The sequence below is a fragment of the Chryseobacterium aquifrigidense genome (assembly GCF_006716485.1).
Lineage (GTDB): Bacteria > Bacteroidota > Bacteroidia > Flavobacteriales > Weeksellaceae > Chryseobacterium > Chryseobacterium vietnamense.
In genome coordinates this window covers 41,383-64,792 of sequence record NZ_VFPD01000005.1, presented here as the reverse complement: position 1 = coordinate 64,792, position 23,410 = coordinate 41,383, and the positions used below count along the sequence as shown (strand labels likewise).

The window sequence follows — 23,410 nt, the reverse complement described above, 5'->3', positions numbered from 1 at the left end:
GAGAATTTGGAAATTAATCTGCTATAGTTACATTTTCAAATCAGCATATCTTCTCATTTTCAAATTGTCTTAAACATCATAATTTAGCATCACCACATTCGTTGTCGGGTGACACTGGCAGGTAAGAACGAAGCCTCTGGCTACTTCTTCTTCGGTAAGTGCATAGTTTTTCTCCATGAAAACCTCTCCTTCCAGAACCTGCGCCTTACACGTACAGCAAACGCCTCCCTTACATGCGAAAGGAACCGGAAGCTGATCTTTCAATGCTTTATCTAAGATACTCTCTTTTTTAGAATTAAGGTGGAACGAATATTCATCATCATCAATGATTACCGTTACCATACTTTCAATATTGGCAATTGCCTTGAATTCATCACTCATTTCCTCCGTATTTTCTTCATCCGGAGCAGTGAAATATTCAAATAATACCTGAATAGCAGGTACTTTTTTATCTTTTTTCAGATAATCTGCGATCCCTTTGATCATTTCTGATGGACCACATATAAAATAAGTAGCTTCTTTTACATCAATATCTGTATATCTTTCAAACAGCTGCTCTAATTTTTCTGATGAAATTCTTCCTTCAAAAACAGGATCTTCATGCTTCTCACGGCTTACTAAATAAACCACTTTAAGTCTTCCGTTGAACTGCTCAACCAGTTTATCGATCTCTGCTTTTCTTAAAACATGATTCATGCTTCTGTTGCTGTAGAACAGATAAGCATTTGAATTCGGCTCCTGATAAAGGCTTTCTTTGATATTGGATAATACAGGAGTAATTCCGCTTCCTGCCGCCAGACCTACATAAGTTTTTACGTTTGTCGGGTGATAAGAAGTATTGAAACCACCCATTGGAGGCATTACTTCCAGCACTTCATCCATATGAAGATGTTCGTTGAAATACCCTGAAACTTTTCCGCCTTCAAGCAACTTCACCAATACTTCCAGTGTATTTCCTTTTTCGCTGGGAGCATTACAGATAGAGTAAGAACGTCTTTCTTCATTTCCGTTGATTATCATTCGGAAATTAAGATACTGCCCTTGTTTGAACCTGAACTTGTCTTTCAGTTCTTCAGGGATTTCTACCGCCACATTTACTGCTTCGGAAGTATCTTTCTGAACCTTAACTGTTTTAAGTTTATAAAATGAATTCATTATTTTTTTAGTATTCTATTAATTTTTCCACCCTCACACTTCGGCAGGCTGTCCTGGGCATGAACTTTCACTTTCGTTGTAATTCCTACCCTCTTTTTTATTTCGTTTTCTATGTTTTTTCCAAAGTTTCCGACAAAATTAAAATAATCATCGGTATTGGCTTCCATTTTCTGAGACTTTACCAATTCATCATCTATTTCAACATCAATATCCAAAGCGATGCACATATGTTCTTTCTCCACAGGGGTTAAATAGTAGTTAGGAACCACACCCTTTACATAAGAAAAAGCATCTTCAATCTGGCTTGGATAAACATTGACTCCTCTTACGATCAGCATATCATCTGCTCTCCCTACGATTGGTTTCATTTTCACCATTGTTCTTCTGGCATTTTCATCGTAATAAAGACTGGTGATATCATTCGTCCAGTAACGTAAAAGCGGCATTGCTTTTTTGGTTAAAGTAGTAATTACCAAAACCCCTTCTTCTCCAAAAGGAACCGGCTGTTTGGTAATCGGATCTAAAATCTCAGGATAAAAATGATCTTCCCAGATATAAGCTCCTCCTTTCTCCTCGAAATCCTCCATAGAAACTCCAGGACCGATAATTTCACTTAATCCATAGATATTGGTTGCATGAACGCCTAATCTTTCTTCAATATGACCTCTGATAATCTCCGTCCACGGCTCCGAACCCAACACAGCATACTTTAAACTGATCTCCTCTGCAGTAATTCCTCTCCTGGCAAATTCATCCGCAATGGTAAGCGCATATGAAGGAGAACAGCAGATCACTTCCGGCTTAAAATCCACAATCAGATCTACCTGTCTTGCCGTCATCCCACCAGAAATGGGAAGAACACTCATACCCAACATTTCAGCTCCATAATGAAGACCCAATCCTCCGGTAAAAATCCCATATCCATACGCGTTATGCAGCTGCATTCCCGGTCTTGCACCAGCAGCATGTAAAGATCTTGCCACCACTTCACTGAAAAGATCCACATCTTCTTTGGTATATCCTACCACAGTTGGTTTTCCTGTAGTTCCGCTTGAGCAGTGAATACGCTGAAGTTCACTTTTAGGAACCGTAAATAATCCGAACGGATAGTTATCTCTTAAATCCTGTTTGTAAGTAATAGGAAGTTTAGCGATATCTTCAATCGACCTTATATCCTTTGGAGATATTTGCAATGCATCAAATTTCTTTTTATAAAATTCCGACTTCTCCCCCAAATAGCTGATCAGGCTGATCAACCGGTCGGATTGAAGCTGTCTCAACTGACCCAGCTCCAGATATTCAACTGAAAAATCCATAAAACTAACTAACATTTGTTAGGTGTAAATTTAAAAAGATTTTAGAAGCTGGCAAAATTTTTATGACTTTTGTCATATTTTGAATGATTCTAAATAAGAAATATAGTTAAAGTCAGGTCAAATGTCATTCTGATCGGAACAAAGTGTAGAGAGGAATCTTTTATCTGACCATCTGTTAGAAATTCTTCCTTCGTCAGAAATCGAAGATTCGATGTAGTCAATGACAAGCAATGTGGTTACTTTCTTTGGTTCCCAAGCAGGCCAAAAAGAATTTTCTCTCTTATTTCTTCGGTAATCTCATCAGTAGAATCGCTGCTTCTTTTGAACCAGAAATAAGAATTGTTTAAAGTATGCAGGATAAATCTTGTGGTAAATGATGGTGATTTCAGCTCCCAGTTTTCAGCTTCGTAGATCTCGGAAATGAGTTTTTCAACTTCCTGCTGATAGTTTTTTCTTAATTCTACAAATTCGGGAAGCCTTTCTTCAAGGTGTCTCCATTCATTGGAATAAATGTGGGTTACATCACGGTTTTTAAGAACAACTGAAAGATGTTTATCCAACAGGAGATTCAGCTTTTCTTTTGGGACAATAGCTGTATTTTTTACTTCCTGAAGTTCATCGAAAAACTCCTGAGCAATGCCAAAGCAAATCCATTCCAGAATTTCTTCCTTTGAGCGGATGTGTGCGTACAGTGATGCGGCCTTGATATTGAGTTTCGTAGCCAGGTCTCTTACTGAACTCCCCATATAGCCTTTCTCTTTGAAAAGTTCTACTGCTACGTCTAATATTTTTCTCTGTTTTTCTTTTAGTTCCATCTGGTAAAATGCAAAAGTAATTATTCTAAAATAAAAAGCTGAATTTTAACACTTACATCAAGTAAATTCTCCTATTTTCATATTGCCCCGTAGAAGTTTCTTCTCACAGTATGACTATTTGGTCATGGATTTCAAAGAAATAATTACGAAATCGGAAATTTTGTCAAGTTAAATTTCCGTTAAAAATACAATATCCGGAAAATTTGTCCTATTTTTTTGTAAATTTAATAATTGAACAGTTTTTGCGATACAGTCATCGAATAAATGATTAAATAATTGATGGCATTAAGAAACTAAGCCTCAGAATTTGGTTTCTTGATGTTTTTAAAAAACTAAACTTTAAACAAACCATTACCAAAAATATATAAAAATATGAACTTAAACCAATATACTGTAAAATCACAGGAAGCCATCCAGGCAGCACAACAGATTGCTATGGAACTGGGCAACCAAAGTATTGAACCTCAACATCTCCTGGAAGGAATCTTCCAGGTGGATGAAAATATATCGCCTTTCTTACTGAAAAAATCTGAAGCAGATTCTAATTTAGTAAGAGAGCGCAACCGTGAAAATTTAGAAAAACTTCCAAAAGTACAGGGAGGAAACATTTATCTTTCACAATCTGCCAACAAAGTCTTGCTGGACGCTCCTAATATCGCTAAGAAAATGGGTGACGAATATGTAACGATTGAGCACTTATGGTTATCTCTGTTGGAAACTTCTTCAGAAGTATCGAAGATGCTGAAAGATATGGGAGTAACCAAAAATCTTTTGGAAGGTGCTATTAAAGAATTAAGAAAAGGAAGCAAAGCCACTTCTGCGAGTTCGGAGGAGACGTATCAGTCCTTAAATAAATATGCTAAAAACTTCAACGAGTTGGCAGCAGAAGGTAAACTGGATCCCGTAATCGGGCGTGATGAAGAAATCAGAAGGGTTTTACAGATCCTTTCCAGAAGAACTAAAAACAATCCTATTCTTATCGGGGAACCGGGTGTAGGTAAAACAGCCATTGCAGAGGGAATTGCTCATAGAATTATCAGTGGTGACGTTCCCGAAAACCTGATGGATAAAACATTATTCTCACTGGATATGGGAGCTTTGATTGCCGGAGCCAAATATAAAGGTGAATTTGAAGAGCGTTTAAAATCTGTAGTGAATGAAGTCATCAAATCAGACGGGCAGATTATTCTTTTCATTGACGAAATTCACACTCTGGTTGGTGCCGGAGGAGGTGAAGGAGCAATGGATGCAGCCAACATCTTAAAACCTGCTTTGGCAAGAGGAGAATTAAGAGCCATTGGTGCGACTACGCTGAACGAATATCAAAAATATTTTGAAAAAGATAAAGCGTTGGAAAGACGTTTCCAGAAAGTGATGGTGGAAGAACCGGATACTGAATCTGCAATTTCTATCCTTCGTGGTATTAAAGATAAATATGAAGCTCACCACAAAGTAAGAATCAAAGATGAAGCAATTATTGCTGCTGTGGAAATGTCTCAAAGATATATTTCAGACCGTTTTTTACCGGATAAAGCCATTGACCTTATTGATGAAGCTTCTGCAAAACTGAGAATGGAAATCAATTCCAAGCCGGAAGAACTGGATGTTCTGGACAGAAAACTGATGCAGATGGAAATTGAGCTGGCAGCTATCTCAAGAGAAGGCAACCAGACCAAAATTGATCATCTGAAGGAAGATATTGCTAAAATTTCCGAACAGAGAAATGAAATCAATGCCAAATGGCTGAAAGAAAAACAGAAAAGTGAAGATCTTACCCAGATCAAAAAAGATATAGAATCTCTGAAACATGAAGCAGAAAGAGCTTCCAGAGCTGGAGATTATGCAAAAGTAGCGGAAATCCAATACGGAAAACTTCGTGAAAAGGAGGAAGAGCTTGCCAAGGTTGAACTTGAAATGCAGAATCATCAGAATGAGCTGATCAAAGAAGAGGTAACTGCTGAAAACATTTCCGAAGTAATTGCTAAATGGACAGGTATTCCTGTTACAAAATTACTTCAATCTGAAAGAGAAAAGTTATTGAATCTTGAGTCTGAACTGCATCACCGAGTGGTTGGGCAGGACGAAGCGATTCAGGCAGTTGCGGATGCGATCCGTAGAAACAGAGCCGGATTGAGTGATGATAAAAAACCTATCGGATCTTTCTTATTCCTGGGAACAACCGGAGTGGGTAAAACCGAGCTGGCAAAAGCACTGGCAGAATTCTTATTCGATGATGAAAACAATATGACGAGAATTGATATGAGTGAATATCAGGAACGTCACAGTGTTTCAAGATTGGTAGGTGCGCCTCCGGGATATGTAGGATATGATGAAGGTGGACAATTGACTGAAGCGGTTAGAAGAAGACCTTACTCCGTGGTACTTTTAGACGAAATTGAAAAAGCACACCCGGATGTTTTCAACACATTGCTTCAGGTGCTGGATGACGGACGTCTGACAGATAATAAGGGAAGGGTGGTGAATTTCAAAAATTCTATCATCATCATGACCTCGAATTTAGGATCACACCTGATTCAGGAGAATTTTGAAAATCTCACCGAGGAAAACCAGGATGAAATTGTGGACAAAACCAAAGACGAAGTTTTTGATCTTTTAAAACAAACGCTGCGTCCGGAATTCCTGAACAGAATTGATGAAATTGTCCTTTTCCAGCCTTTAAAGAAAAAAGAAATCGGAAAAATCGTACAGTATCAGCTGAGAGGGTTCAATGAAATGTTATCTAAACGAAACATCATTATGACTTTCACGCAGGATGCAGTAGATTATCTGATGGACAAAGGATATGATCCTGCCTTCGGAGCAAGACCGTTGAAAAGAGTAATTCAGCAGGAAGTATTAAACAAGCTGTCTAAAGAGATTCTTGCCGGAAATGTAAATGACGGAGACAGAATTACATTAGATTATTTCGTAGAAACTGGTTTGGTCTTCAGACCTACCGAACAATAAAATAGTTTTTTTCATATACATTATTTTTGTGAATAAGTGCTGCAGGATAACCTGCAGCACTTATTTTTTTTCATTTTTTATCCTGATTAAGTGAAATAAACTTATCTTTACTATGCTAATAACTAAAACAGAATCAGTATGAAAAAGCTAAAAAGAAACGATTTAAAGAAAATCGATGGCGGTCTTATTGCTCCTATCATTATGTGTGATGAAAATATGAACTGCCCCACCAATTTATGCTGCACATCAGGATACATTTGCAGGGACTGGAGAAAGTATCCATGTATTTAAAAGAAAAACGGGGAAATCTATTTTCTCCGTTTTTTATAGAACAATGTGAGTTTACATGGTCTTAATTTGTTATTTTTTACATACAATCCGTAAAAACACGGTAAAAATAACAGTGTAATTCCCAATTCGTGAATACATTTTCTAGGATATTTTTCACGAGATTTGCATATTAATTGAGTTTTACCGTAAAACACTAAGCTATGAATACAGAATCAAACAATCCATTACAGCCTGGGACCATGTCAAACAGTCTTATTCAGGCTCTGATCGACAATTATCGTCAAAATCATTTAAGTGCTATCAATACCGCTTTAGGAATACAAGACGCTCATTCCATTTGGTTTGACCTTCCGAAGTTAAAAAATTTCATTGCCAAGATTGAAGAAGAAGCAGCGAAAGTAAATCCTTCTGCTTCTGATGAAGATCTGGGAATCAGATTTTATTACGCTTCCTATCCGAAACAGGAAAACTGGTCTATTATGGACTCTCACCCTGTTCCGACAGAATATGCAGAAAAACACACTCTGGTAATGATCCCGACATTGAAAAAAGCCAATGAAGGAGGAGAACTTATTGATTATGATTTCAATCCTTTCCAAAATACTGATGGCAATCCTTTATCATTAAACTCACGTTCTGTCAAAGGTATAGGAGGAGGAGAAGATGATGATGATGACAAAGGTCTTGGAGAAAACAGCGGTACTCTGATTCCACCATCACCTCCGTTGGGCATATCTTATTAATTACCATTCATATCCTTAAACACAGTATGACTGAGATTCAAAAATTTTTTTCTTCATTTATGTATTGGGGAGAAGCCTTTGCTGCTATAACTTCCCTTATTTATTATAATCGTGTAAAAAAACTACATTGGAAATACCTGGCAATTTATCTGATTGTTATTTTTTTGTGTGAATCAGCTGTAAAATGGGGAGAAAAACCGCTTAAAATAGACAGAATAATTTTTCACAACTATTTTGTGATTCCACTGCAGTTTATATTTTTTTATTGGCTGTATGCAAAAGAATCTCTAAAGAAAACAAAACTATTCTATATCTTAACAGGAACGTATCTTTTAACATATGTTCTCAGGGCACTTTTTTTTCCAGAAAAGAAAGTGATCTTTTCTTTCAACTACAATATAGGTTGTCTGCTCTTAATGGCCCTCGTCATTATGGAGTATTATAAACAAGTTAATTCATCTGAGATTCTAAATTTCAGTAAAAACAAAATGTTTTATATCAATCTGGGGGTAACGCTCTTTTACATTGCCAACCTTCCGTTTATGACATTTAACTCTCTTCTTTGGAAATATATTGATATCTGGGATATTTATTATATATATTTCCAGGTTTCAGGAGCGGTCATGTATATTTTATTTGCAAGTTCATTCATATGGGGAAAACAGAACTCTTAATAACTCTTATTTCATTCAACATCTTTTTTTTGATGTTTGTAATAGCCGTATTTATTTATATCCGCAATTACAGGCAGCGAAAAAAAGAGTATTTGAATGAAATTGAAAGGAAAAATGAACTTCATCAAAGAGAGCTTCTGTCTACCCAGCTGGAAATCCAACAAGCCACCATGCAGCAGATCGGCCGGGAACTGCACGACAATATTGGACAGAAACTTACCCTCGTAAGTCTTTATGTACAGCAGATGCTTTATGAAAACAAAGTTTCTGAAGCAAGTGAAAGAATTGATCAGGTTTCACAGATTATCAATCAATCTTTGCAGGATCTCAGAAGCTTGTCAAAAACATTGACGGATGACAATATCAACCAGAAGGAAATTGTAACTTTGATACAGGAAGAAGCAGATAACACGAATTCTTTCAAAAAATGTCATGTAAGTTTTGAACACAATTTTAAACAACTGGATTTGGGCTTTGTACATAAAAATGTTCTGTTAAGGATTACTCAGGAATTCATTCAGAACAGTATAAAGCATTCCTGTTGTAAAAATATTTTTATCACCCTTAATACGTCTGAAGATATCCTTTGGGAACTTGATATTCGTGATGATGGAATCGGGTTTGACACTTCCCAGATCAAATCCAATGGAATAGGTCTTACCAATATGAAAAACAGAGCTGAAATCATAGGAGCCAGTTTTCGTATGGAAAGCCAGGAAAATATGGGAACTCATATCAATATTATCTTAAAAAAGCAGTCATGAAAAAATCTATTGTCATTGTTGACGACCATATACTTATTGCGAAAGCCCTGGAAGGAATCATTGGTAACTTCAGTGAATTTGAAGTGATCTATGTCAGTGAAAACGGGAAAGATCTTATCCAGAAATTTGAAGAAGGGAATGCAATTCCCGATATTATTCTTTTAGATATCAGCATGCCTATCATGGACGGTTTTGAAACGGCATTATGGCTTACAAAAAATCATCCTGAGATTAAAATTATGGCACTCAGTATGCAGGGAGATGACAACAGTGTAATTAAGATGATCAAGAGCGGAGCAAAAGGCTATTTGCTCAAAAACACCCATCCAAGAGATCTCGAAACCGCACTTACCAGACTTAACAGCGATGGTTTCTTTTACCCGGATTGGGCTTCCAAAATTATATTTTCCAATTTGAACAAAGAGACAGAAACTGAGATTGCCGTAAGAATTTCCGACAGAGAAAAAGAATTTCTGAAATACACCGTAACCGAACTCAGCTATAAGGAAATTGCAGACAGAATGTGCTGCAGCCCAAGAACAGTGGAAAGCTACCGTGACCAACTTTGTGAAAAACTGGATCTCAAAACCCGAGTAGGGCTAGCCGTCTTCGCCATTAAAAATGGTTTTGCTAATTAAGTTTTAAGGTGAAAAATTTCTTTTAAAATAAAACATAAAAGAAAAAAATCCATTCAAAGCGATCAAAAACTAAAAATGAATTAGTTAAATTGATTAAATTAATTAAAATTCAATAGATATCCAATAACACTATATTAAAACCAATAAAAACATCCAATTATTAGTAATTAATTAATAAAACAAAGAAATCATTTGCATATTAATTTTAAATAATATAATTTCACATTCTCAACCTAAATGATTTTGATATGAAAAAACTATTATTTGGAGCTTTTATGCTCAGTGTAATGGCTGCATGTAACAATGACAGCATCACCAATCAAAACGAAAACACAACTGACGAAGCAGCCACTACGGCAAGCTTAACTCAAAGAGGCTGTGCTTCTGAGGAAATCAGACAGGAAGCACTGAAAAAAAGTTCTGAACTTCAACAAAGATTTGCGGCATTGGAAACCAATACAGAAAAATTTGCCAATGATGTGAAGTTTGGAAAAGTTCTTGCCGATGGTACCGTAGAAATCCCTGTTATCGTAAATGTCATCTACAAAACAACAGCTGAAAACGTTTCTGACGCAAGAATTGCAGAACAAATCGCAGTCCTTAATGCCGATTATTCAGGAACTAACAGTGATGCAAACAAAATCCCTACTGAATTCCAGACAGTAAGTTCGGGAGATACAAAAGTAAAATTCAGGCTTGTAAATACCATTAGAAAATCCACTTCAAAAACAAGCTGGGCTACTAATGATGATATGAAAAAAGCATCCAAAGGAGGAATTGACGCCACTAATCCTACCAATTATTTAAACTTATGGGTAGTGGGAAAAATGACCAGCCAGGGCCGCACAATTCTTGGATATGCCACTTTTCCTGAGTCGGCAGGTCTATGGAATGATGGTGTTGTAATTGCAGCTCCCTACTTTGGAAAGACCGGAGCCTCTTCGCCTTTCAACCTGGGAAGAACCGCAACCCATGAGGTAGGTCACTACCTGAACTTAAGACACATCTGGGGAGATGCCAACTGTGGAAACGACCAGGTGAGCGATACGCCTACACAAACTACTGCCAATTACGGAAAACCTTCCTATCCGCTATACAACACCTGCAGTGGTGTACAAAGATCTGTAATGTTTATGAACTATATGGATTATGTAGATGATGCGGCTATGTTTATGTTCTCTGCAGGACAAAAAACAAGAATGCAGTCTGTAGTAGCTTCTTCTGGTGCAAGATCCGGATTAAGAGTGTATTAAGATTATAACCTTTTACATACTTGAAATCTGTCTCAATTTTGAGGCAGATTTTTTTGTCTCTTATTTTACTCTCATTTCAAGTAATGAACATTGAAATCAGATCTGCCATTGAAGATAGTAGATAATCTAATAAAAAATAAGGGATTTCTGACTTGTTTTTAAAAAGCTGTTTCAGCCCAATTTATTGTAAAAAATATCCTACAAAAACAGTAAAATGATAAAATTATTTACATTTAAAACACACTTAAATGTGAAATATAAAACAAATATACTTTTTTAACTAAAATTCAATATACATTATATTTAATTGATTTTAATTCAATTAAATAAACGATAAAATGAACATTTAGCAAATAAATCAATAATAATTTGCGTATTAATTTCAAATACTATAATTTCACCACCTCAACCAAATTATATTATAACGATATGAAAAAATTCCTATTTGGAGCCCTGATTCTGGGCCTTATGTCGGCGTGTAACAACGACAGCTTAACCAATCAAAGCGAGACTTCTCCGGGGGAGGAAAACACTGTTCCGAGTGCTCTTAAAAGAAGTTGCCCTTCAGAAGAAATCAGACAGGCAATGCTTCTGAAAAACCCTGCATTACAACAAAAAATAGCCGACATAGAATTCGGTACTGAAAAATTTGCAGAAAATCTTAAAGTGGGAAAAGTTCTCGCAGATGGAACTGTTGAGATCCCGGTAGTTTTTAACGTAATTTACAATACTTCTGCTCAAAACATTTCCGATGCAAGAATTGCAGAACAAATTGCAGTGCTTAATGCCGATTATGGCGCTACCAATTCTGACATTAATAAAATTCCGTCAGCGTTTCAGCCAGCTGCGGCGGGTGATGTAAAAATCCGTTTTAAATTAGTAGCAACCAACCGCAAGCAAAGTACCAAGACAGGTTGGAGATCCGATCTGGAGCAAATGAAAAAAGCAAGTACAGGAGGTATTGATGCTACTGATGTCAATAAAAATATGAATATTTGGGTGGTTAATTCGATCCTTGACGAAAACAACCAGCCTGGAACACTAGGTTACGCTTATTATCCTGAACATGCTGGACAATGGTACGATGGTCTTGTAATAGGATATCAGTATATAGGTAAAACAGGGGCTTCTGCTCCGTTCAATTTAGGAAGAACAGTAACGCATGAAGTGGGACATTACCTAAACCTTCCACACCTTTGGGGATCATCCGATGCCGGATGTCAGACAGATTACTCTAATGACACTCCTACATCTCCTGGCCCTAACTATGGAAATCCTACCTATCCACTAAACAGAGTTTGTGGTGGTGTAAGCCGTTCTCAGATGTTCATGAACTATATGGATTATGTAGATGACAAATCTATGGTTATGTTCTCTGCCAACCAAAAAACAAGAATGCAGGCTGTGGTTGCTGCAGCCGGACCAAGAGCCGGATTGAGATAACCACTAACCTCAACAGAATATTATAAAAATATTAAAATAGTCTATCTCAATTTTTGGGATAGATTTTTTTAATATTTTTACGCGATTTAAATTTCAACACCACTAAGATGAAAAAAATAGCATTAGCATCAGGAATACTATTGCAATTATACTGTATTAAAGCACAGGACACTATCCAATCCCGAAATCTCAAGGAAGATCTGGCACTCATCAATTCAGGGTATACAATTCAGGAGAAAACTCCTTTCTTTCAAAAAGAATGGGTAAAAAAATCAGTAGCTCCGGCTCTTCTTTTTACTGCGGCCGCAGCAACATGGGGAGAAAAAGAGAATATTCGTGAGGTAAGAAACCGATATCTGCCCAATTTCAAAGTGAAATATGATGATTATCTGCAATACGCTCCTGCTGTAGCTGTCTACGGATTAAAGCTGGCAGGTGTAAAGGGTAGAAACAATCTCGGGAGGGCTACTTTATCTTATGGTACCAGTTTAGCCATCATGGCAATTTTAGTTAATTCTATTAAATACACCACAAAAGTAGAACGCCCGGATGGATCCAAAAATAACTCTTTTCCATCAGGACATGCAGCTATGGCATTTACTAATGCCAGTTTTCTCCACAAAGAATATGGTTTGGTAAACCCAGCCTATAGTATTGCCGGATATGGTTCTGCCACTCTTACAGGACTTGGACGAAATTTAAACAACAGACACTGGGTTCCGGATATCCTGGCTGGTGCAGGTATCGGGATTATATCTACAGAACTTGGGTACTTTTTTATTGACAAAATTTATAAAAACAAAGGGGATAACTTAAGTATGTTATCCAGAATACAGGGTAACGATTACCCATCTTTTCTTGCACTCAAAATGGGGACCGCTTTAGGGACAACCAACTTCCTGAGAGAATCTGAACTGGATGATAAAAAACAAATCGGTTTCGAGGGAGGACTGGAAGGGGCTTATTTCTTTTCAAAAAAATGGGGTGTGGGTGCAGATATAGCCTTCAGCAGCTTTCCTATTAAATCTCAAAGAATAACATTTGATGACGGGCAGGACTTTGGCAACCATGAAATTAAAACACAATCCATGGGATTCCTTTCTGCAGGCATTGGACCTTATTTTTCTCATGAATTATCAGATAAATGGCAGCTTACTATAAAGCTTACCGGAGGATATGCTGCCACTGCCAATGGAAAAGTATTTGTAAAAGGAGACGAGATAGATGCTCCCAACCACGAACTTCAGGTTGCCCGATATAAACCAAAACCGGCTTTCCGATGGAATACGGGTGCTTCCATGACCTATAAATTCAATCCGGGATTAGGCCTTACTTTCTATACGGATTACAATCAGATCAATTCTACCATCCGCTATTATTTCAGCGATGAAATTAAAGATAGTGATGAACTGGACCAGGAGCTTAACAACCTGATTGCTAAAGAAAAAATCAATTATATTACGCTAGGTTTACGATTAACAGCCTATTTTTAAAACAAAAAAGCCTTCAGAATCTGAAGGCTTTTAGTTTATAAGTTTTTACGGTTGTCATCCGGAGTATAATCCATAAAGATATCTCCGTCCAGCTGCACCGATTTTATTCTCTTCTTAATAGGAATGACAAGATCGGTCAGTTTCTGATCTTTTTCCCAAACTGAAGGTGAAAAATGGAGCTTTTCTGTAGTTCCGTCATCGTAAGACAATATCGCATCAAACGGAATAGCAAAACCTCCTACGTTTGTTACATTTATGGTAAGCATATCATTCATCTGAGAGGCTCCTGTAACTTTTAAGTCAATATAATTATTGGTATAAAACCAATTCTGGAAAAACCAGTTCAGATTTTTTCCTGATCCTGTATTCATAGAATTGAAATAATCCCACGGAACCGGATGTTTCCCATTCCAGTTATCCATGTAGTGATGTAATGCTTTTTTGAAAAGTTCATCTCCTAAATAATCTTTCAGTGCCAGATAAGACAATGAAGATTTTACATAGGAATTGTTTCCATATCCGGCACCGCTTACCTGTGTACTCATGGTAATTACCGGTTGGTCCTGTTCAGCAGAAGGATCATTGATCCATTTTTTAACGCGGAAGTTTTTATAAAACTCCTTAGCAGCAGCCTCTCCGTTTTCATCAATTCCTATAAGATATTCCAGCGTGGTTGCCCAGCCTTCATCCATAAATGCATATCTGGTCTCATTGATTCCCATATAAAACGGGAAATACGTATGGGCAATTTCATGATCTGCCGTAAGTCGGGCATCATTAAGATCATCAGGAATACTGGTATCATTAATCATCATAGGATATTCCATATCTGCATATCCCTGGATAGCCGTCATTACATTGTAAGGATATTCTACACCAGGCCAGTTTTTTGAGAACCAATCCAGATTGTAGCGCATCCACTCTACATAATGTTCAAAATCTTTAGCTCCGTTTTGATATCCGGCCTGAACGCTGGCTCTTTTTGTTTTTAACTGAACACTGGCGGCATCCCACACATAATGGTTACTCATCGCAAAACAGAAATCTGTAATATGGCTGGCTTTAAACTTCCAGACATTCCATTTATTCTGTTTTGTTACTTTTCCGGACTTCATTTCCTGTTCTGTAGCAATATGCATCAGCTTATCACTTTTCAGAGAAGCTTTATATCTTTTTAAATATTCCGGCTGAAGTACAGCTTCCGGATTCAGAAAATCTCCGGTTGCCCAAACCACATAATTTTTTGGTGCGGTAATGGCAAAACTGTAATCATTGAAATCATTATAAAACTCCTGTCTGTCTGAGTGCTGCAGCATATCCCATCCGTTGTAATCATCATACACGGAAATTCTTGGAAAAGAGTATGCCACGTAGAATGTTTCAGGATCAATCTGTCCTTCTCTTCCACTCTGAACCGACAGTGGATATTCCCACTCTATTTTTACCTCAGCTTTTGATTTAGATTTTAAAGCTGATTTTAATTTTACTTTTTCAACAGTACTCCAATCGTCACTATTGATTTCATATTTTACATTGTTTACAGCAAAAGACTTAATTTTCAGTCCGGATGAAAGGAAATCTTTGGATACAAATCCTGATCTTGGCGATTGCGGCTTGTGAAGGTTATTTACAAATCGTATGGCAAGCTCATTCAGATGATCCGGGCTGTTGTTGGTATAAACAATAGTTTCTTTTCCGGAAACCACTTTTGTAGCAGCATCTACTTTCACCTCTACATTATACACTCCTTTATTCTGCCAGTAGTTTTTTCCTGGCGCTCCGGAGATATCACGTGTACCTTTTTCATACGCTTTTTTGATATTCCTCGGCATATACAATTCCTGAGCTGATAATTGCAGTAAAGAGACTGCGATCAGCATTCCGGAAAAAATTTTCTTCATAGCGATCTTTTTAAAGATAGGCATCAAAAATAGCGAAAATGTACCATCAGACGATCATTATTTCACGATAATATTTCACTGTAATTAACTTTTGTATAAAAACATTCTATAATCTATCCTGCTCAGTTGTCTTCTGAATTGTTTTTGCATTTTTAACCGATTGATTTCCAAAGTTGAATTTCAATGAAAATGTCACTCCCTGAGTATCGGTATAATCAAGAAAATAATTATCCTGATTTGCATATTTTGTGCTGACCTTCTGCCCTGTGGATCTGAAGATATCACTAAAAACAAGACTGGCTTCCAGTTTTTTACTAAAGAACTTCCTGTTCATTACAAAATAGGCTGACCACAGAGAAGATATTCTGAAAGTTCCCTGTATGCCCGGAGAATAATAGCGGTGCCCCATTTCCATTTTCCAGTCGCTGTTTTTATCCAATGTAAAGCTTGTTGAAATGTTGGACACCCAGTTCCAGACTTTATTTTTATACAACATTCCGTCAATTCCTTTGAAATAATTTTCATTATGCTCAATATTTTCAGAAAGGATAATATTCCACCAGGATTTGATCTGGAAATTTTTATATAAGCTTAATCCAAAGGCTTCTCCTTTCTCAATATTGGTAAAATAATAGATCAGACTGTTGGTACTTGGTTCCTGATAGGAGATTTCCATGGACGGATGTATTTCTTTTCGATAATACAAATCGAGATTCCAGTCTTTCCAGGAATAAGTAAGATTGAGGTTGTGGGTAATTGTCGCTTTTAATTTCGGATCACCCTGATAATAGGAAAACAGATTGTAGTAAGATTTTGCAGGATTCAACCATGAATAGGAAGGTCTGCTTATTCTCTTTCCATAAGAGAATCCGAATTCCTGTTTATTTTCTGTGGTATACTGTGCATAAAAAGTAGGAAAGAATTTCCAATAGTTGGTCTTATTCAATTCATAAGGTTCAGAAACTACTCCTTCAAGATCTGTCATTTCCGCGCGAAGTCCGCCTTTGAAACTCCATTTTCCAATATTATAGGCTAATGAAGAATATAGTGCAAAATTGTGTTCTTTATAATCGAAAATGCTGCTTTTCTCCGGCCGGTATTGGAGTATTCCGTTCTCATTATCGGAGAAATCAAGTGTACTGCTGGTCTTTACAAAACTATACTTCGTTCCCGATTCAAGTTCCAGTTTATCGCCTTTCCACTGATAATCGAATTGGGTGGAATACAGCTGAACATCTGCTTTATTCCGGGTAAGGAAGTTATCTTCTTTAGGTGGCTGGCCTGCAAAATTCAGATGGGTAATTACATTCTGATATTTATCGGCATTATTTCCGGTAAAATAATTGATCCATGAAAGACTGCTTTTTTTATTCAGTTTTCTGTCTATCTGAAAACTCACAGAGTTGTTGATGGAACGTGAACGGTGATCATTGATGGTGGTATAATCAGATTCCACTATATCCTGCTGGTTATAGATCAATGTAGGAACATTATAAGTTCCGAAGGACTTTGGAGAAAAATACCCTGAGTAGTTGAGGCTTAGATTGGTCAGGCTGTCCAATTCATATTCCGCATTAAAATTCAGGGTATTCTGGTTATAGTTTTTATCCTTCCTGTTCATCGTACTGACCCATCGGGTTTGGCTTTCCGGATAGTTTACATAATCTGTTCCTTCCCGGTAGTACGTTCCCAGCCCTTTATAATAGCTTCCCATTAAGGAAAGTTTATCTTTTTTATAATATTGAGAAACACCAAAAACGCCTTTTGCATATTGTGTCTGCACATATTTGGATGAAAGAATACCGCGATAACCTTCAATTTTATTCTTTTTCAGAACGATATTCAGCACTGCACTTCCTGAGGCTTCATATTTTGCTGGCGGATTGGTAATCACCTCCACTGATTTCACTTCATCTCCCTGTGTATTTTCCAGAAGGTTTTTAAGCTCGTCTCCTGTCAGCATTATTTTTTTATCATTAATCGTCACCAGAATTCCCGTACTTCCCTTTACACTCAATACACTATTGTTGATGGTGACACTGGGTGTATTTTTTAGAATTTCCCAGGCATTGAGCGAAGAAATGTTACTGTTTTCCACATTAAATTCCAGACGGTCTACCTTTCTTTTCACCAAAGGTTTACGTTTTGTCATCACGACTCCTTCTATTTCGTTAGATTCTTTTTTAAGAATGATATTGAGTGGTTCAGACTCTTTTACATTCAATTTTTTCTCAAATAAAGAATATCCCTGAGTTTTAATAACAAGCTTCACCTCCTGTTCTACTATATCCTTCAGTACAAAATTCCCGTTCTCATCTGTTTTTAATTCTTTAATTAATGCATTTTGAGCATTATATACCTCCACTTTTACGGAAGAAAGCTTTTCGTTTTCGGTGTTTACAACTGTTCCTCCAGCTTTTTGTTTCTGGGCAAGAATCAAAGCTGGAAAACACAGAAAAAAAAGAATTTTATACATGGTTATTTTTTATTCCAACAAAACACTGTTCTGTTTTATGCCTACAAAATTCTGTATTGAAAGGGAGAATTTCGGTTAACGATGGGTTAATGATAGGTTAATGTCTTTTCTTTAAAATAACAAAACCTGAATTCGTAAATTCAGGTTTTAAAATCAATAGAGTATATTTTTTTATGGATAAGGAATGGCTTTATCCAGTTCTATCGGATTATAATATTTTTTGATGTCTATCTGAGTTTGTTTAGTCAAACCTGCAAATTCTTCTTTGCTTTTGATTTGCTGCCCATTAATGCGGACATTCCAGTCCGGCTGAAATTCGGTTCTCATTCTGGCATATGGATCATTGTAAAACTCCAGATTCAGTTTTACCCATTTCTTTAAGTCAATGGCAATAGCATCCAGTGAATAATGCTTTTCAAGAAAGCTTTTTGTATCGTATGTTTTTGGGAGATTTCTATTTCGGGAGAAAGAATATATAAAATCTTTCTTGTCATCTTCCACATACAGAACCAATCCCGGCAACCCTCTGAATTTATAGGGGCCCTCAGGAATGTTGATATCCGGCGTAAACCAAGCATTCCAGTTTCTTCCTCCAAACACAGCAGTTGCTCTTTGTAAATTATAATTATTGATCTTTTTAGTATCAGCCTCTATTTTCCACCGGATATTATCCTCCGTTTCAAAAACATAATAATAAGGCATCATCATGATCTGAACAAAGTTTTTATTTTTATTGGAATTTCTTTTTCGGATAATAGTTTGCCTGGACTGGCTGGTATGTTGAGAAGAAATTCCCCCATGAAGAATATTCAGGGAATCGCTTGCTAAAAATTCAGATTCATAAAACTTCACTTCATCAGGATTGATATCCAGCACCATTTCTTCTTTATCATAATTTGTCCCGTTAGGTTCAAATCTGTATTGAAGTTCATATATAAAGCGGTGGGTTTGAGCATTGATGTGTATCCCAAGCATCAGAATTACAAGAATGAGTATCTTTTTCATTAAATGGTCATTAATTTTCTAAAATTACCAAAAACACATTAACCATCAGGTTAATAAAAGGTTAATGACAAAAATACTATTTCAGTAAAATGTTAAAGTTTTATCTTTGTTTTAATGATAGCCAAGAGTAAAATTCTGATTTCGGTTTTTGCCGCTTTGTTCCTGCTTTTACTGGGAATTCAGGTGTACTTTATGTATAAGACCTATCAGGTAAAAGAAAGGGATATCTACAGATCCGTAAATGATGGACTTACCAATTACACAGACAGTCTTGAAGATATCCAGGAGGTGAAAGAAAGGAATGATGACTCTCTTCAGGAAATCATTATCAAGTACCATAATAAGGAAATCAACAGAAAGGATTTTCTAAATCATTTCATAGAAAACAGAAAATCTGCCAGAGAAAGACTGATTCATTATATCGACAGCCGTCACCAGCAAGACGGTTATGAAATCTCTGCGAGAATAAGATATCTTTCCATTGTTCATTTGCCGGACAGCACAAAAGTAATTACCGAACCTATTATTATTTTTGAAACGCAGGATAAGCTTAAAAATCCGCGTATTGCGAGTAACGGAAGTTGGGAAACCTCAACCACCAAAAGAAATGACACGGATAAAGGGCATGTTGAAAAAAAGAATACTTTTCTTGTTAAAACCCAGACAGATTTTGAGATCAGAAATATAAAAAGTATTGTTTTCAAAGAGCTTACCCTGCTGATCATTTGTTGTATTATACTTCTTGCAGGAGTTCTTTTGCTTTATATCTTCACGATCAGAAATCTGATTCAGCAGCAGAAGCAGGTAGAAGTTCTCCACAGCATTGTGGATAACATTTCGCATGAGTTTAAAACGCCTATCGCTACTTTAAAAATAGCTTCCAAAGCATTAAAAAAAGAATGGAATCCTGAAACGTTTCCTCTTATTGACAGACAGATTTCACGGCTGGAAAGCCTGATGGTTCAGCTTCATAAAGATGAAATGCCGGATGAAATGGTTGAAATACAACCTGAAGACTGGGATTTTTTCATTCAGGATCTTGCGGTGACTTACCCGAACATTGATTTTAACCTTGAAAATACAGTTTCACAAAAACTTCCTTTTGATAAAAACCTGATGGAAACGGTCATTAAAAATCTTTGCGAAAACAGTGTAAAATACGGTGCATCGGCTATTAAAATATATATCCGAAATCTTTCTCAGCAATTGGAAATGGAAGTTTCAGATAATGGCCAGGGTATGGAAACAAAAGAACTGAATCATATTTTTGAAAAATTCTACAGAATACAGAATAACAATATTCACAACAGCAAAGGTCTTGGGCTGGGACTTTATTTTGTAAAAAAAATCATTACCAATTATGGTGGTAAAATAGAGGTTTCCAGCCAGCTTCATGCAGGCAGTACTTTTAAAATATCAATTCCTTATGAAAATTAAAATTCTTCTGGCAGAAGATGATCCGGATTTCGGAATGATTCTTAAACAATATCTTGAATTGGAGGATTTTGAAGTCAGCTGGTTTCAGAACCCTGAAGATATTATACCATTGCTTCATGCTGATTTCCCATTTCAGATAGGAATTCTGGATGTGATGATGCCCAATCTTGACGGCTTTTCTCTGGCCAAAATGATTGTAAAGGAAAAAAGTCATTTTCCATTGTTATTTTTAACGGCTAAAAATCAAAAAATTGACCGTCTGATGGGCTTGAAAATAGGTGCCGACGATTATATTTCAAAGCCTTGCGACCCTGAAGAACTTGTTTTACGAATTAAAAATATTCTGAAAAGAACACTTCCTGCGGTTACGGAAAGTCAGATAAAAATCGGAGAATTCTCACTGGATACCACCAAACTTCTGTTGTCACATCCTAATGGAAATAATCGGCTGACCATACGGGAACAGGAACTTTTATTATATCTCCTGAAGCATAACCGGACGATCATCACCAGAGATAATATCCTGGATAACCTCTGGGAAACCAATGATTATTTTACGGGAAGAAGCCTTGATGTGTTTATCAGCAGACTTCGCAAATATTTCATCAGTGATCCCCAAATAAAAATCCAATCCCTGAGAGGAATTGGATTTGAAGTTGATTTTCCAACCAACTGATTTTTTATAGGGAAAGATTCACAATCACAGGGAAATGGTCTGAAGGATACAACAGATTTTCTCTTCTGTCATTGATATGTCTGTGAGATTTTATTTTAAAACCTTGGGTAAAAATATAATCGATTCTGTCTTTCGGGACTGTATTGATATCAAAAGCCGTAAATGTTCCTATCGGGCCATAATGTTTTGTTTCTGAGTGATAAAAAGTATCTTTCATATTCTGAGAAAGGATTTTAATCGGTTCTGAATCATCTGTCAGGTTAAAATCTCCGCTCAATGTTACCGGAAGGTTCTTTGGATTCAGCTCTTTGATCTTTTTCAGGATCAGTTCCGAAGATTTCACTCTTGCTATATTTCCAATATGATCAAAATGAAGATTCATTGCCAGGAATTCCTTTTTCGATTTTTTGTCTTTAAATATGGCGTAAGTACAGATTCTGTTGAGGGCAGCATCCCAGCCTTTTGAGGGTTTTTCCGGAGTTTCGGATAACCAGAACGTCCCGGATTTTACAATTTCCAGTTTGTTGGTATCATAAAAGATGGCAGAAAACTCTCCTTTTTCTTTGCCGTCATCTCTTCCTACTCCTATATAGTCATAGTTTTTTAATCCTGTTTTAATATCTTTCATCTGCTCCGGAAGCGCTTCCTGTACTCCGAAATAATCCGGGTGATAATAGGTTAATAGATCGGCAACGTCCTGTTTCCTTTTTGGCCAGGCATTGTCTTTATCCGACTCTACATTCAGTCTGATATTAAAACTCATTACGGTAAGGTCTTGTGAGAATCCTAATGCAAAAAACATCAGAAACACCATTGAAAATCTGAAATTCATATGTTATTTTATCATTAAGATACAAAAATAAAACTTCTCTGCGACAGAAAAGCTTTATTGATGTGATTATATTGTTAAATTATCTTTTTCTTTTTCTATAGATATAAAATACTCCTGAAATTCAGACTCTGAAACCGGCAGCTGACTTTCAAGCTTTACGATTCCTATTGTTTTATAGTGAGCAGCCAGTTTTATACCTTTACCTTTGAGAAGAACTTCAAGCTTTTTTAAATTTATATCCTTCTTTAAAACTGCGAGGTAAGTGATCATAAGTATATCTGTATTAAACCATTTCCAATATCTCTGTATTTTATGCCCTCAACAGGCCTTGCCTTGTTCTCAATCAGTTCCCATATCTCTTTTGCTGATTTATCGGGAAACTGTTCCATATACAACGCCGCAAGCCCGGAAACATGTGGTGCAGCCATACTTGTACCGCTCAAACTGTAATATAAATTATTTTTGTTCTTCGCATTTTTAGGATAGGAACTGATAATATCTACTCCGGGAGCACAGACATTGATACTTCCTCCTGTGGATGGATTGAGACCCGCGTTTGAAAATCTGGCGATCTTCATTTGAGCATCAATGGCTCCAACAGCCATAATCGATTTTGAATTGGCCGGCATTGAAACAGGCTGTGGAATCTGTGGCCTGTTGCTGTCATTTCCTGCGGCTGCAATAATAAGACAGTTATTTTCCAGCGCTCTTTCTCCAATGGTTTCAAAAAGAACTGACGGCTGATCATCAAGTTTCACCGGAGAAGCTAATGAAAGAGACAGGATTCTGAATTTCTTCGAAATCGCCCAGTCTATCGCATCAATGACACTGCTGGTGGTACCTCTGCCGTTATCTGCGAGCACTTTTGCTATTTTCAGGTTGCAGTCCTTAGCAATTCCGTAACGTTTTCCGTTATCACTTCTTGTATTTCCTGTAGCCACTCCAGCGCAATGTGTGCCATGTCCATTTGGGTCTCTGTTCCAATCTTCACCGTCTATAAAAGATTTTCCTTCCATTACCTCGGCGGAAAAATCCGGATGGGAAGTTTCAAGTCCGGTATCAAGGATGCAGACATCAATCCCTTTTCCTGTGTAGCTGGTATTTTCCAATCCGATTGCTTTTAATCCCCATTCCATTTCAACGAATGATTTTTGAGGTAAAGGTTTTGTGATGATATATTTTTCAAGTTCTGAGATTTTTTCTGCAAGTCCGGCAGACTGTTTTTTAAGCTCATTAATAAGCTGTAATTCATCTGCAGGAAAAAATTCTCTTTCTTTTTCGTAGTATACAATAGAATTCGATTCATCTCTCACAGCACTTTTCAACTGTTCTTCATCCATATTTTCCACCACTAGAACCCCAAGATTTTTGTAAAGGACTCCATTGTCCTTATCAATGATTTCGTAAGAACGGTTTTCTTCCGAGAGAAATTCTGAAGAAGTAATATTCACTTCCAGTTCTTTCTCTATTTTTTTAATTGCGTTTTTCTGCTGGTTCTGCAGCAGAACAATATATCTTCCGGTTTCCATAA

20 protein-coding genes are annotated in these 23,410 nt (G+C 36.8%); 11 read left to right on the top strand and 9 right to left on the bottom strand.

From position 1 onward, the window contains the following. Positions 1–69: 69 nt before the first annotated feature. The 3 genes from FB551_RS22255 to FB551_RS22245 all read right to left on the bottom strand — a co-directional run bounded on the left by FB551_RS22255 (position 70) and on the right by FB551_RS22245 (position 3,286). Positions 70–1,155, bottom strand: coding sequence for a 2Fe-2S iron-sulfur cluster-binding protein (locus FB551_RS22255; RefSeq protein ID WP_142018970.1), 1,086 nt, complete (start codon positions 1,153–1,155; stop codon positions 70–72). Continuing rightward, positions 1,155–2,471, bottom strand: a complete 1,317-nt coding sequence (locus FB551_RS22250) for a phenylacetate--CoA ligase family protein (RefSeq protein ID WP_142018969.1) — start codon at positions 2,469–2,471, stop codon at positions 1,155–1,157. The genes FB551_RS22255 and FB551_RS22250 overlap by 1 nt, the downstream gene beginning before the upstream one ends. A 236-nt stretch (positions 2,472–2,707) precedes the next feature. Next, positions 2,708–3,286, bottom strand: a complete 579-nt coding sequence (locus tag FB551_RS22245) for a TetR/AcrR family transcriptional regulator (RefSeq protein WP_047429151.1) — start codon at positions 3,284–3,286, stop codon at positions 2,708–2,710. A gap of 372 nt (positions 3,287–3,658) precedes the next feature. Here FB551_RS22245 and clpB point away from each other — a divergent pair, with 372 nt between their 5' ends. The 9 genes from clpB (at position 3,659) to FB551_RS22205 (ending at position 13,552) form a co-directional block, all read left to right on the top strand. After that, a complete protein-coding gene (gene clpB, locus FB551_RS22240; protein WP_047429150.1) occupies positions 3,659–6,253 on the top strand; it encodes an ATP-dependent chaperone ClpB in 2,595 nt (864 codons plus the stop codon). A 138-nt stretch (positions 6,254–6,391) separates the two neighbouring features. Beyond that, positions 6,392–6,544 (top strand): hypothetical protein, encoded by a 153-nt coding sequence (locus tag FB551_RS23425; RefSeq protein WP_156121378.1) that lies wholly within the window; start codon positions 6,392–6,394, stop codon positions 6,542–6,544. 200 nt (positions 6,545–6,744) lie between these two features. Continuing rightward, positions 6,745–7,287 (top strand): hypothetical protein, encoded by a 543-nt coding sequence (locus tag FB551_RS22235; protein WP_047429148.1) that lies wholly within the window; start codon positions 6,745–6,747, stop codon positions 7,285–7,287. Positions 7,288–7,313: 26 nt separating this feature from the next. Next, the gene (locus FB551_RS22230) at positions 7,314–7,961 is read left to right on the top strand and encodes a hypothetical protein (RefSeq protein ID WP_047429146.1); all 648 of its coding nucleotides are present in this window, start codon (positions 7,314–7,316) and stop codon (positions 7,959–7,961) included. Between the two features lie 92 nt (positions 7,962–8,053). Continuing rightward, positions 8,054–8,725 (top strand): sensor histidine kinase, encoded by a 672-nt coding sequence (locus FB551_RS22225; RefSeq protein ID WP_226798768.1) that lies wholly within the window; start codon positions 8,054–8,056, stop codon positions 8,723–8,725. After that, a complete protein-coding gene (locus tag FB551_RS22220; protein WP_047429142.1) occupies positions 8,722–9,363 on the top strand; it encodes a response regulator transcription factor in 642 nt (213 codons plus the stop codon). The genes FB551_RS22225 and FB551_RS22220 overlap by 4 nt, the downstream gene beginning before the upstream one ends. A 248-nt stretch (positions 9,364–9,611) precedes the next feature. Continuing rightward, positions 9,612–10,616 (top strand): zinc metalloprotease, encoded by a 1,005-nt coding sequence (locus FB551_RS22215; protein WP_142018968.1) that lies wholly within the window; start codon positions 9,612–9,614, stop codon positions 10,614–10,616. A gap of 429 nt (positions 10,617–11,045) precedes the next feature. After that, positions 11,046–12,059, top strand: a complete 1,014-nt coding sequence (locus FB551_RS22210; protein ID WP_047429138.1) for a zinc metalloprotease — start codon at positions 11,046–11,048, stop codon at positions 12,057–12,059. Between the two features lie 107 nt (positions 12,060–12,166). Then, positions 12,167–13,552, top strand: a complete 1,386-nt coding sequence (locus FB551_RS22205) for a phosphatase PAP2 family protein (protein WP_142018967.1) — start codon at positions 12,167–12,169, stop codon at positions 13,550–13,552. A 35-nt stretch (positions 13,553–13,587) separates the two neighbouring features. On the opposite strand, the gene FB551_RS22200 is transcribed toward FB551_RS22205, so the two are convergent. The 3 genes from FB551_RS22200 to FB551_RS22190 form a co-directional block, all read right to left on the bottom strand. Further along, positions 13,588–15,453, bottom strand: a complete 1,866-nt coding sequence (locus tag FB551_RS22200) for a M1 family metallopeptidase (protein WP_142018966.1) — start codon at positions 15,451–15,453, stop codon at positions 13,588–13,590. Positions 15,454–15,559: 106 nt separating this feature from the next. Next, complete coding sequence (locus tag FB551_RS22195) at positions 15,560–17,929, bottom strand: outer membrane beta-barrel family protein (RefSeq protein ID WP_142018965.1); 2,370 nt, start codon at positions 17,927–17,929, stop codon at positions 15,560–15,562. A gap of 171 nt (positions 17,930–18,100) precedes the next feature. Beyond that, positions 18,101–18,934: a GLPGLI family protein gene (locus FB551_RS22190; RefSeq protein WP_142018964.1), complete on the bottom strand. Its 834-nt coding sequence runs from the start codon at positions 18,932–18,934 to the stop codon at positions 18,101–18,103. Positions 18,935–19,048: 114 nt separating this feature from the next. On the opposite strand from FB551_RS22190, the gene FB551_RS22185 reads away from it, so the two are divergent. Together FB551_RS22185 and FB551_RS22180 are read left to right on the top strand one after the other, a co-directional pair. After that, complete coding sequence (locus FB551_RS22185; RefSeq protein ID WP_142018963.1) at positions 19,049–20,371, top strand: sensor histidine kinase; 1,323 nt, start codon at positions 19,049–19,051, stop codon at positions 20,369–20,371. Beyond that, on the top strand, positions 20,361–21,047 hold the full coding sequence (locus tag FB551_RS22180; RefSeq protein ID WP_142018962.1) for a response regulator transcription factor: 687 nt from the start codon (positions 20,361–20,363) through the stop codon (positions 21,045–21,047). Before FB551_RS22185 ends, FB551_RS22180 begins: the two co-directional genes overlap by 11 nt. A 4-nt stretch (positions 21,048–21,051) precedes the next feature. On the opposite strand, the gene FB551_RS22175 is transcribed toward FB551_RS22180, so the two are convergent. From FB551_RS22175 to FB551_RS22165, 3 genes are all read right to left on the bottom strand, one after another. Beyond that, complete coding sequence (locus tag FB551_RS22175; RefSeq protein ID WP_167497913.1) at positions 21,052–21,879, bottom strand: endonuclease/exonuclease/phosphatase family protein; 828 nt, start codon at positions 21,877–21,879, stop codon at positions 21,052–21,054. Between the two features lie 66 nt (positions 21,880–21,945). Next, positions 21,946–22,149, bottom strand: coding sequence for a hypothetical protein (locus FB551_RS22170; RefSeq protein ID WP_142018961.1), 204 nt, complete (start codon positions 22,147–22,149; stop codon positions 21,946–21,948). Next, entirely contained in the window at positions 22,146–23,408 is a 1,263-nt protein-coding gene (locus FB551_RS22165; RefSeq protein WP_142018960.1) for a S8 family peptidase, read from the bottom strand. The genes FB551_RS22170 and FB551_RS22165 overlap by 4 nt, the downstream gene beginning before the upstream one ends. Positions 23,409–23,410 lie beyond the last annotated feature (2 nt).

Coding starts and splice junctions, on each gene's coding strand:
- FB551_RS22220 (WP_047429142.1), top strand. CDS start 8,722: ATGAAAAAATCTATTGTCATTGTTGACGACCATATACTTATTGCGAAA.
- FB551_RS22235 (WP_047429148.1), top strand. CDS start 6,745: ATGAATACAGAATCAAACAATCCATTACAGCCTGGGACCATGTCAAAC.
- FB551_RS22170 (WP_142018961.1), bottom strand. CDS start 22,149: ATGATCACTTACCTCGCAGTTTTAAAGAAGGATATAAATTTAAAAAAG.
- FB551_RS23425 (WP_156121378.1), top strand. CDS start 6,392: ATGAAAAAGCTAAAAAGAAACGATTTAAAGAAAATCGATGGCGGTCTT.
- FB551_RS22205 (WP_142018967.1), top strand. CDS start 12,167: ATGAAAAAAATAGCATTAGCATCAGGAATACTATTGCAATTATACTGT.
- FB551_RS22185 (WP_142018963.1), top strand. CDS start 19,049: ATGATAGCCAAGAGTAAAATTCTGATTTCGGTTTTTGCCGCTTTGTTC.
- FB551_RS22190 (WP_142018964.1), bottom strand. CDS start 18,934: ATGAAAAAGATACTCATTCTTGTAATTCTGATGCTTGGGATACACATC.
- FB551_RS22255 (WP_142018970.1), bottom strand. CDS start 1,155: ATGAATTCATTTTATAAACTTAAAACAGTTAAGGTTCAGAAAGATACT.
- FB551_RS22195 (WP_142018965.1), bottom strand. CDS start 17,929: ATGTATAAAATTCTTTTTTTTCTGTGTTTTCCAGCTTTGATTCTTGCC.
- FB551_RS22165 (WP_142018960.1), bottom strand. CDS start 23,408: ATGGAAACCGGAAGATATATTGTTCTGCTGCAGAACCAGCAGAAAAAC.
- FB551_RS22200 (WP_142018966.1), bottom strand. CDS start 15,453: ATGAAGAAAATTTTTTCCGGAATGCTGATCGCAGTCTCTTTACTGCAA.
- FB551_RS22180 (WP_142018962.1), top strand. CDS start 20,361: ATGAAAATTAAAATTCTTCTGGCAGAAGATGATCCGGATTTCGGAATG.
- FB551_RS22230 (WP_047429146.1), top strand. CDS start 7,314: ATGACTGAGATTCAAAAATTTTTTTCTTCATTTATGTATTGGGGAGAA.
- FB551_RS22175 (WP_167497913.1), bottom strand. CDS start 21,879: ATGAATTTCAGATTTTCAATGGTGTTTCTGATGTTTTTTGCATTAGGA.
- FB551_RS22215 (WP_142018968.1), top strand. CDS start 9,612: ATGAAAAAACTATTATTTGGAGCTTTTATGCTCAGTGTAATGGCTGCA.
- FB551_RS22250 (WP_142018969.1), bottom strand. CDS start 2,471: ATGGATTTTTCAGTTGAATATCTGGAGCTGGGTCAGTTGAGACAGCTT.
- FB551_RS22245 (WP_047429151.1), bottom strand. CDS start 3,286: ATGGAACTAAAAGAAAAACAGAGAAAAATATTAGACGTAGCAGTAGAA.
- FB551_RS22210 (WP_047429138.1), top strand. CDS start 11,046: ATGAAAAAATTCCTATTTGGAGCCCTGATTCTGGGCCTTATGTCGGCG.
- clpB (WP_047429150.1), top strand. CDS start 3,659: ATGAACTTAAACCAATATACTGTAAAATCACAGGAAGCCATCCAGGCA.